Below are 9,651 nucleotides of genomic sequence, written 5' to 3'. Positions count from 1 at the left end.
GACCTCGGCCGCCTTCGCGACGTCGAGCCGCTGCGCGAGCACCTGCGCGCCGAGCCCGCGGATCTCGGCGGCCGCGGCGTCGAGTGCGTCCTGCTGCACGTCGGCCATCACGACGTTCATGCCCAGCCGCGCGGCGATGCGCGAGGCCTCGAGCCCGAACCCCGAACCCGCGCCGGTGATGACGGCGGTGCCGCCCTTGAAGTTCTTCATGTCGTCTCCGTTGAAACCTTCTTGACCTGGTAGCCGATGCGCGGGAAATGCACATGCAGCAGCCCGCCGCGCTCGTCGCGCCGCTCGATGACGACCTCGTGCGCCGTGAGCCCGACCAGCGTGCCGGCGACCGGATCGGGCGCGTAGTCGGTGGGCATCACGGTGACGGCCGTGCCGGCGTCGAAGCCGAGGCCCGGCTCCACCTTGACCGGCTCGTGGGTGGTGGCGCGCGCGGCGATGTCCAGCGCGTCGGCACTCGTCATCTTCTCGACCGTGCCGTGCCCGAACGCCGCGACCCGCTCGTACCAGCCGATCAGCTTCTGGAACGGCGCGAGGATGGTCGCGACCGGTGGCGCGCGGCGCACGTACCACAGCGATTGCGCGACCGAGAAATCCGCGATGCAGGGCTGCGCGCCCATCAGGAACGGCCGGCCATCGGCCACCTGCGATTCGAGCCAGCCGAAGTAGCCCTGCAGCTGCACCGCGGCATCGGCGGTGGTCACGCGGCGCATGCCGGCGGTCATGGCCGCGCGATCGGCACCGAAGGCCTTCAGGAACTCGGGCGGCGCCCCTTCGAAGATGTGGGCCACGCCGGCCGGCTGCATCGTGTACGGAATCGCCGTCCAGAACAGCGTCGAATCGGCCCATTGCGCCACGAGGTGCTGCAGCTCGCCGGCGGCATGCGGATAGAGCGGTGGCTTGGGCGCCAGCGTGTCGATCACGCGGGCCATCAGCGCGGTGTCGCACCAGATGTCGGCGCCGATCTGCAGGAACGGCGTGCGGCGGTAGCCGCCGGTCAGCGCCACCACGTCGGGTTTGGGGAGCATCACCGGGACCTTGACCGACTTCCAGGCGAGGCCCTTGAAGCCGAGGATCAAGCGGACCTTCTCGGAGAAGGGCGAGCCGTCGTAGTGATGCAGGATCAGGTCGGTCATCTGGTGTCTCCGTCAGCCCTTCGGCGCCCGCGGCGCAAAGATGATCCGCCAGGTTCCACGCAAGTCGCGAACCTCGGCCTGGTGCAAGGCACCCTTCTCCACCAGCAGGCGGTGCAGGCGAGGCAGGTGGTAGTGCGGCACGGCGGGGTACAGGTGATGCTCCAGGTGGTAGTTCACATGGTGCGGGAACAACAGCGCGCGGCCCATCACGTTGGCGACACTGCCGCTGGTGCGGTTGCTGCGCGCGGCCGTCAGCGGCGACGACAGGTCGGTCACGCCGCCGTGCTCCATGATCGCGCGCAAGCGCAGGATGGGCTGCAGCACCGTCAGCAGCGGCAGCATCCACAGGATGGCGTACTGCAGCAGGCCCCGGCCGCCGCCGAAGGCCCAGCACAGCAGCGGCGCCGCGATCTGGAACGCCACCACCGCCCAGCGGTCGCGCCGGGCGCTGGCACGCAATTGCGGCGAGGTGTCGTCCAGCGGCCGGGCCGCCTTTTGCGTCACGTCGTTCAAGGCCGGCGCGCCGAAGAAGTACGCGAAGGTCTTCCACGCGTTCCAGCCGACGATGTCCTGCCCGAGCTTCTTCCACAGGTACCCCACGCCACGCGGATAACCGCCGTGGATGGCAGTGTCGGGGTCTTCCGCCGTGTAGAGGTTGTTGTGGTGCAGCCGGTGGATCACGCGGTAGGTGCACATCGAGATGCCACCCGCCATCCCGATCAGCCGGCCCACCGCGTCGTTGACGCCGCGGTGGCTGAACAGCCGGTAGTGCGCCGACTCGTGCGCCAGGATGAACAGGCCATGCTGGTGCACGCCGATCACCAGCACCGCGAGGATCGCGATCGCCCAGCCCCACGGCTCGCTCCAGGTGAGCAGCGCCGCGGCCACCGCCAGCGCGATGCTGCCGAAGGTGGTCAGCACCGCGCCGAGCGAGCGCCAGTCGCTCAGCTGCGTCAGCGACGCGATCTCGTCGGCGTTCAGGATGCGGCGCGCGGCCGCATTGCCCGAGCCCGCCACGCGCGCCGCGGCCGTGCGCGGCGGCTCGATCGGCCGCAAGTCTTCGCGGAACTCTTCGCCCGCGGCAGGTGGTGTCTGATGCATGGCCACGTCATTGCTCCATGTCTCTGATCCAGCGGCCTCCGTGGAACCGGCTTCGCCGGGCCACTGGAGGCGCCCCCTTGAGGGGGAGGCGCGCAGCGCCTCGGGGGTGGGATATCACACGAGCTTGACGAGCTGCTTCCCGAAATTCGCGCCCTTCAGCAGCCCCAGGAACGCCTCCGGTGCCGATTCGATGCCCTGTGCGATCGTCTCGCGGTACTTCAGCTTGCCGGTCGCCACCAGCGTGCCCAGCTCCTTCAGCGCCTCGGGCCACACGCCCATGTGCTCGCTGACGATGAAGCCCTCGAGCTTCAGCCGCGACTGCAGGATCAGCTGCGGGTAGGTCAGCGGGATCGGCTGGCCGTCGTAGCCGGAGATCATCCCGCACAGCGCAACGCGGCCGAACGCGTTCATGCGCGAGAGCACGGTGTCGAGCATCAGCCCGCCGACGTTCTCGAAGTAGCCGTCGACGCCGTCCGGCGTGGCCTCCTTCAGCGCGGCGTACAGCGCCTTCGGGTCGCGATGCGCCTTGTAGTCGACACAGGCATCGAAACCCAGTTCCTCGACCACGTAGCGGCACTTGTCGGGCCCGCCGGCAATGCCGACCGCGCGGCAGCCGCGCACCTTGGCCAGCTGCCCCACCGCGCCGCCGACCGCCCCGCTGGCCGCGCTGACGACGACCGTCTCGCCGGCCTTCGGCGTGCAGATCTTCACCAGCCCGTACCACGCGGTGACGCCCGGCATGCCGACCGCACCGAGGTAGGCCGACAACGGGATGTGCGTGGTGTCGACCTTGCGCAGCATGCCGGGCTGGCTCGCGTCGACCACGCCGTACTGTTGCCAGCCCCCCATGCCGACCACCTGGTCGCCGGCCTTGAAGCCGGGGTGGCGCGACTCGACCACCTCGCCGGCGGTGCCGCCGATCATCACCTGGTCCAGCGGCTGCGGCTGCGCGTAGCTCTTGCCGGCGTTCATGCGCCCGCGCATGTACGGGTCGAGCGACAGATAGTGATGGCGCACCAGCACCTGGTTGTCGGCCAGCGCCGGCAGCGGCTTCGATTCGAGCCGGAAGTTGCCGGCGACGGCCTCTTTGTCGGGGCGCGACGCGAGGACGATCTGCTGGTTGGTGGTAGTCATGGCTTGTCTCCTGTCTGTGTTGTGTCGGATCAGTCGGAGGCGTTCGAGCGGTGGATCTTGCGTCCCCCTGCCGGAAGCCCTTGCAAATACTTGAAGGTGCCGCTGGCGCTCGCGAGCAGTTCGCCGTTCGCATCGACCACCCTGCCCTCGCAGAACGCGAGCGATGCGGTCGCGTGCAGCAGCTTGCCGTGGCCGACGATGCGGCCGAGGCCCGGGCGCATGAAGCTCGTCTTCATCTCGATCGTCACGACGCCGGTGCCGCCCGGCTGCCCGCCCGGCTTGATCGAGCTGCTGCGCGCGGCATGCGCCATCGCGACATCGAGCAAGGTCATCGTGACGCCACCATGCGCGACGCTCCATGAATTGCACAGCTCGTCGCGCAGCGTCAGGCCGATCTCGGCCTCGCCGTTCTCGAACCTCAGCAGCTCGAAGCCGAGTTGAGCGACGAAGGGGATGTGGACGGGAAATTCCATCTCAGTGGCCATGCACCGCGCTCACGCCGCCGTCGACCGCGAGGATCTGCCCGGTGATGTGCTTGCCCGCCGCCGACGCGAACAGCAGCGCCGCGCCCTTCAGGTCGTCGTCGTCGCCGATGCGGCCGAGCGGCGCGCCGGTGGCCAGCGCCTCGACGCCCACCTTGGCGATCGTGCCGGCCGTCATCTTGCTCGGGAACATGCCCGGCGCCAGCGCATTCACCGTGATGCCGTGGCGGCCCCACTCGGCCGCCAGCGTGCGCGTGAAGTTGACGACCGCGCCCTTGCTGGTGCCGTAGGCGATGTACTTCATCGTCGACGGCGAACCCGACAGCCCGGCGATCGACGCGACGTTGATGATGCGGCCCGACTGGCGCGGGATCATGCTGAGCCGCCCGATCGCCTGGCTCATCAGGAAGATGCTGCGGATGTTCAGGTTCATCACCTTGTCCCAGGCCTCCAGCGGGTAGTCCTCGGCCGGCGCGCCCCAGGTGGCACCGGCGTTGTTGACGAGGATGTCGACCTTGCCGAGCCGCTGCATCGCCTCGCTGGCCACGCGCTGGATCTCGTCCGGCAGGCTCGCGTCGGCCGCCACCCATCGGGTGTCGATGCCGCGCGCCTGCAGGTGGGCGGCAGCCTCTTCCAGGTCGGCCGCCTTGCGCGAGGTCAGCAGGATCTTCGCGCCGGCCTCGCCCAGCGATTCGGCGATCTGCAGGCCGAGCCCGCGCGAGCCACCGGTCACCAGCGCGGTCTTGCCTTCGAGGTTGAACAAGGTCTGGATCGGCGTGCTCATGGGCGGTCTCCTAGTCGTTGTGCCTGTTGAGGGATTTGAAGAAGGCGTCGCTGTTGGTGTCGCGTCCGAGGAAGTTGCGCATCAACTGCGCCGGAGCCACCTGGGCACCCTGCGACAGCACCTGCTCGCGGTAGCGCAGGCCGACCTCGCTGCTCAGCTTGTCGGCGGCGAATGCGGTGCGCAGGTCCTCGGCCAGCACCAGGCTCCACAGGTAGCCGTAGTAGCCCGAGGCGTAGCCGGTCGCGATGTGCGAGAAGCCGGCAGGGAACATGCTGCCCTTCACGTGRCCGAGCGGCGTCGCGCCTTCCATGCGCTGCCAGGTGGCCATCGGCTCGGGCGCGTCCTTCGCGTACAGCGCGAGGTCGTAGCTCGCATACAGGTGCTGGCGCGCCACCGCGATGCCCTTCGCGAAATCGCGCGCCTTCGAGGCCCGCGCCACCAGGTCGTCCGGTGCCGGCTTGCAGGTCGGGCAGACCTCCTTGAACAGCGCCAGCACGCGCGCGTCGTAGACCCAGTCTTCCAGCATCTGCGACGGCGCCTCGACGAAATCGAGCTGCACGTTGGTGCCGCCCTGCGTCGCATAGCGGGTGTTCGACAGCAGGCCGTGCATCGCGTGGCCGAACTCGTGCAGCAGCGTCTCCAGCTCGTCGATGTTCAGGCCCTTGCGGTTGAAGTTGACGACCAGGCCCGCGGCCGGCGTGCGGCCCGCGAGCGTCGACGGGTTGCGGAAGCTCCACACCGCCGCGTGGTTGTACTTGCCCTCGCGCGGGTACAGGTCGACGAACAGCGTGCCCAGCACCTTCTTGCTGGCGACATCGCGCACCTCGAACGACTGCGCGTCCGCGTGCCACAGCGGCTGCTTCAGCGCCTCGAACTGCACGCCGAACAGCTGGCCGGCGACGCGGAACACGAAGTCGAGGCTGGCCTGCGGCGGGAAGTAGGTGCGGAACTCCTCGGCATCGAGCTGGAAGCGGTTGCGGCGCTCGCTGAACGTGTAGTACGTGAGATCCCAGCGGTTCACGGTGGTCGCCTCGACCGACTGCTTCAGGTCGCGCGCCTTCGCTTCGCGCAGCAGGCCGAGATCGGCCACCTCGCGCTGCGCGACCGCATCCTTCACGGTGCCGAGGAAGGCCTGCACCGCGGCGGCGTTGCCGGCCATGCGGCGGCGCATCGCGAAATCGGCATACGACGCCAGGCCGAACAGCTGCGCGTACTCGCGGCGCAGCTGGCCGAGCTGCTGCAGCGTCTTCAGGTTGGCCGCGCCGCCCAGGTTCTGGAAGGCACGCCACATGCGCTCGCGGGTGGCGCCGCTCTTCGCGTTCTCGATGATCGCGTCGTAGCTCGGGTAGTCGAGGCCGAACACGTAGCGGCCCTGCGCATCGCGCTTGCGATCCTTCAGCGCCTCGGCCGGCACGCCGTCGAGTTCATCGGGCGCGAACGCGACGCGCGTCTTGTCGTCGCGGATGCGGCGGTCGAACAGCTGGCCGAGCCGGGTGATCTCGGTGCTGACCTTCTTCGCGCGCGCCTGGCGGGCGGGCGTCAGCGCGACGCCGGCGTCCTCGAACGAATCGAGCGTGTCGCGCAGCAGGCGGGCGTCGATGTCGTCGGCCGGCTTCACCTGCTTCAGCAGCGCGTAGATCTTCGGGTTCTGCAGGAAGCTGTTGCGGAAGGTCTGGTAGCCGAGGTCGCAGGCATCGGCCGCGTCGCGCACCGCCTTGTCGGGGTGCACCGCGTTCAGCAGCGACAGCGGGCCGACGGTGTCTTCATAGCGGCGGTTCATGCCGTCGAGCTCGGCCAGCAGCGTGCCGGCCCGGTCCGCCGGCAGCGCCTGCAGCCGTTTCTCGTCGGCGCGGGCGCTGGCGATCAGGGTCTTGCAGGCGGCGTCGGCCTGCGCGCCGGTGCGGAACTCGGGGAAGGCGTACGACGGCGTGGCCGGCTCGGCGGCCACGGCAGCGCCGGCCACCAGCAGCWGCGTCGAGAGGGACAGGCGGAAGGTCATGGGGAGGCGGGTCAAGGGGTTCATGTGGGGCTTTTCATGCGCGAGCGCACATAGATGAGCACGACACCGACGGTCGCGACGACCGCTCCGGTCACCGCGATGCCCCAGCCCAGCGGAGCGTGGTAGCGCTGCACCGCGAGGCCGAGGCCGACGCCCAGCAGCCCGCCGTAGATCAGCACCCAGACCAGGGTTTCGATCGTCGAAGTCTTCATCGCAATCCGGCCCGGCGTCAGAACCAGGCGTCGTTCATGGAACGGCAAGTATCGTCCCGCGTCTCCACCACCTTCAGCCAGGCGGGGACTTTGGGCAGTTCGTAGCGGAAGAAGAAGCGGGCCGCGGCGAGTTTGCCGTGCAGCAGCGCGGTGTCGCCCTGCCCGGCCGCGGTGGCTTGCTCCAGGTGTTCTTGCGCGCAGATCGCGACATCCAGCCAGACCCAGGCCAGCACCGTGTGCCCGAAGGCCTGCAGGTAGGGCGTGGCATTGGCGAGCGCCTCTTCGGGCACCCCGCCGGCCCAGGCGGCCTGGGTGGCGTTGCCGAGCGCCTTCAGCGCCCCGGCCAGTGCGTTGGCGTGCTCGGCGAGCGCCGGCAGCATCAGCGCGCGCTGGATCGTCGCGTTGAGCTTGTGGGCGAGCAGCATCAGGCCCTTGCCGCCGTCCATCACGACCTTGCGGCCGAGCAGGTCGAGCGCCTGGATGCCGTGGGTGCCCTCGTGGATCATGTTGAGGCGGTTGTCGCGCCAGTACTGTTCGACCGGGTAGTCGCGGGTGTAGCCGTAGCCGCCGAGCACCTGGATCGCGAGGCTGTTGGCTTCCAGGCACCATTCGCTGGGCCAGCTCTTCGCGATGGGGGTGAGCATCTCCAGCAGCAGCCCTGCTTCGGCCGCGATCTCGGGCGGCGCGGTGTGCTGTTCGTCGACGAGGCGGGCGCAGTACAGCTCCAGCGCCAGCGCGCCTTCGCAGTAGCTCTTCTGCGCAAGCAGCATGCGTTTCACGTCGGCGTGCTGGATGATCGGTATCTGCGGCCGGGTGGCGTCCTTGCCGCCGGGGCCGATGGGACGCCCTTGCGGACGGCCGCGGGCGTACTCCAGGCTCGCTTCGTAGCCGGCATAGCCGAGCATCGTCGCGCCCAGCCCGACGCCGATGCGGGCCTCGTTCATCATGTGGAACATGCAGCGCAGGCCCTCGCCGGGCTGGCCGACGAGGTAGCCGATGGCGCCGGCCGACCCGCGAACCGGAAACTTCCCTTCGCCGAAGTTCAGCAGCGTGTTCGGAATCCCGCGATAACCCAGCTTGTGGTTGAGGCCGGCGAGCGCCACGTCATTGCGTTCGCCGGTGAGACGGCCTTCGGCATCAACCATCTTCTTCGGCACGACGAACAGCGAGATGCCGCGCGTGCCGGGGACCAGCGCGCCATCGGGTCCGGGGATCTTCGCGAGCACGAGGTGGACGATGTTCTCGGCCAGCTCGTGCTCGCCGTTCGAGATCCACATCTTGTTGCCGCGCAGCCGGTAGCGGGGGCCGAGCGGATCATCAGGGGCATCGGGGCCGTCGGGCGTGGCGCGGGTGACGATGTCCGACAGGCTGGAGCCGGCCTGCGGTTCGCTCAGGCACATGGTGCCGAAGAAGCGCCCCGAGAATTCGTTCTTCGCGAACACTTCCTTCTGAGCCGGCGTGCCATGCGCCATCAGCAGGTTGGCATTGCCGCTGGTCAGCATGCCCCCGCCCCCCATGCCGATGCCGCCTTTCGCGAAGAAGCCGTTGGCGGCCATCTCGATCACGCAGGGCAACTGCATGCCGCCAATCTCGTAGTCCTGTGCCGCGGCGAGCATGCCGGACTCCACGTAGGCGCGCGACGCCTCATGCGTGGCTTGCGGCTGGATCACGCGTTCGCCGTCGAAGCGCGGTTCCTCGGTGTCAGTGACTCGGTTGAACGGCGCGAACTTCTCGCGCGCGATGCGTTCGCAGGTGTCGAGCACGGCGTCGAAGGTATCGCGCGAGTGGTCTGCGAAGCGGCTGCGGTTCTTGAGCGTGTCTGCCTGGAGCCAGTCGTACAGCAGGAAGTCGAGTGTCTGTCGCATTGGTTTGAATCCCGTTCTCGTCGATCGTGTGCGGCACGGCGGGTATTCGTAGCCCGGATGCCAATCCGGGGCCGCCGTCCCATGCGATCGACGATTCCCGGATTGGCATCCGGGCTACGGGGTGCGCCTTTGCGAGGGACTCACAGCACTTCGAAGATCCCCGCAGCTCCCATGCCGCCGCCGATGCACATCGTGATGCACACCCGCTTCGCACCCCGGCGCTTGCCCTCGATCAACGCATGACCGGTAAGCCGCTGACCGCTGACCCCATACGGGTGCCCAACAGCGATCGCCCCACCGTTGACGTTCAAGCGGTCCATCGGAATGCCCAGCGTGTCGGCGCAATAGAGCACCTGAACAGCGAACGCCTCGTTCAGCTCCCACAGGTCGATGTCCTGCACGGTGAGACCAAGCCGCTTCAGCACCTTCGGCACCGCGAACACCGGCCCGATGCCCATCTCGTCCGGCTCGCAGCCCGCCACCGCGAAGCCGAGGAAGCGGCCCAGCGGCTTCAGCCCGCGCTGCTGCGCCAATGCTTCGCTCATCACGACGCACGCACCGGCGCCATCGCTGAACTGGCTCGCATTGCCCGCCGCGATCAGCCCGCCCGGCAGCGCCGGCTTGATGCCGGCAATGCCTTCCACTGTCGTGCCTTGACGCAGCCCCTCGTCGACGCTGATCGTGACCTCCTTGCTGCGCAGCCCCATCACCGGGTCGGCCACGCCGGCGGTCACCGTGACCGCCACGATCTCGTCGGTGAACTTGCCGGCATCCTGCGCCGCACAGGCCTTCTGCTGGCTCGCCGCGCCATACGCATCCATGCGGTCGCGGCCGATCTTGTAGCGCTTGGCCACCTGCTCGGCGGTCTGCAGCATGCTCCAGTAGATCTCCGGCTTGTGCTCGCGCAGCCAGGGGTCGGCGATCATGTG

10 protein-coding genes are annotated in these 9,651 nt (G+C 68.8%); all 10 read right to left on the bottom strand.

All coding sequences use genetic code 11. The features are described from left to right. Positions 1–210 (bottom strand): SDR family NAD(P)-dependent oxidoreductase (locus AC1D01_RS10550; RefSeq protein ID WP_477865985.1); only part of this gene is annotated, 210 nt, incomplete at its 3' end. Further along, entirely contained in the window at positions 207–1,145 is a 939-nt protein-coding gene (locus tag AC1D01_RS10545) for a glutathione S-transferase family protein (RefSeq protein WP_477865984.1), read from the bottom strand. The genes AC1D01_RS10545 and AC1D01_RS10550, both read right to left, overlap by 4 nt. A 12-nt stretch (positions 1,146–1,157) precedes the next feature. Then, complete coding sequence (locus tag AC1D01_RS10540) at positions 1,158–2,246, bottom strand: fatty acid desaturase family protein (protein WP_477865986.1); 1,089 nt, start codon at positions 2,244–2,246, stop codon at positions 1,158–1,160. Positions 2,247–2,360: 114 nt separating this feature from the next. Continuing rightward, entirely contained in the window at positions 2,361–3,380 is a 1,020-nt protein-coding gene (locus AC1D01_RS10535; protein ID WP_477865983.1) for an NADP-dependent oxidoreductase, read from the bottom strand. A gap of 29 nt (positions 3,381–3,409) precedes the next feature. Then, positions 3,410–3,853 carry a PaaI family thioesterase gene (locus tag AC1D01_RS10530; protein WP_477865982.1) on the bottom strand — a complete coding sequence of 148 codons (444 nt, stop codon included), beginning with the start codon at positions 3,851–3,853 and terminating at the stop codon, positions 3,410–3,412. Between the two features lies 1 nt (position 3,854). Next, the gene (locus tag AC1D01_RS10525; protein ID WP_477865981.1) at positions 3,855–4,646 is read right to left on the bottom strand and encodes an SDR family oxidoreductase; all 792 of its coding nucleotides are present in this window, start codon (positions 4,644–4,646) and stop codon (positions 3,855–3,857) included. Positions 4,647–4,656: 10 nt separating this feature from the next. Then, positions 4,657–6,645 carry a M3 family metallopeptidase gene (locus tag AC1D01_RS10520; RefSeq protein ID WP_477865980.1) on the bottom strand — a complete coding sequence of 663 codons (1,989 nt, stop codon included), beginning with the start codon at positions 6,643–6,645 and terminating at the stop codon, positions 4,657–4,659. A gap of 20 nt (positions 6,646–6,665) precedes the next feature. Then, on the bottom strand, positions 6,666–6,857 hold the full coding sequence (locus tag AC1D01_RS10515; RefSeq protein WP_477865979.1) for a hypothetical protein: 192 nt from the start codon (positions 6,855–6,857) through the stop codon (positions 6,666–6,668). 17 nt (positions 6,858–6,874) lie between these two features. Then, positions 6,875–8,722, bottom strand: coding sequence for an acyl-CoA dehydrogenase (locus AC1D01_RS10510; RefSeq protein WP_477865978.1), 1,848 nt, complete (start codon positions 8,720–8,722; stop codon positions 6,875–6,877). A 140-nt stretch (positions 8,723–8,862) separates the two neighbouring features. Beyond that, positions 8,863–9,651 (bottom strand): acetyl-CoA C-acyltransferase (locus tag AC1D01_RS10505; protein ID WP_477865977.1); only part of this gene is annotated, 789 nt, incomplete at its 5' end.

It is taken from the genome of Rhizobacter sp. P3_B12 (assembly GCF_056402895.1).
The sequence above is the reverse complement of the archived record's forward strand: the minus strand, read 5'-3'. Positions and strand labels throughout refer to the sequence as shown.

Excerpts from the sequence above, each read along its gene's own strand:
- AC1D01_RS10510 (WP_477865978.1), bottom strand. The coding sequence starts at position 8,722 with ATGCGACAGACACTCGACTTCCTGCTGTACGACTGGCTCCAGGCAGAC.
- AC1D01_RS10515 (WP_477865979.1), bottom strand. The coding sequence starts at position 6,857 with ATGAAGACTTCGACGATCGAAACCCTGGTCTGGGTGCTGATCTACGGC.
- AC1D01_RS10525 (WP_477865981.1), bottom strand. The coding sequence starts at position 4,646 with ATGAGCACGCCGATCCAGACCTTGTTCAACCTCGAAGGCAAGACCGCG.
- AC1D01_RS10540 (WP_477865986.1), bottom strand. The coding sequence starts at position 2,246 with ATGCATCAGACACCACCTGCCGCGGGCGAAGAGTTCCGCGAAGACTTG.
- AC1D01_RS10545 (WP_477865984.1), bottom strand. The coding sequence starts at position 1,145 with ATGACCGACCTGATCCTGCATCACTACGACGGCTCGCCCTTCTCCGAG.
- AC1D01_RS10535 (WP_477865983.1), bottom strand. The coding sequence starts at position 3,380 with ATGACTACCACCAACCAGCAGATCGTCCTCGCGTCGCGCCCCGACAAA.
- AC1D01_RS10530 (WP_477865982.1), bottom strand. The coding sequence starts at position 3,853 with ATGGAATTTCCCGTCCACATCCCCTTCGTCGCTCAACTCGGCTTCGAG.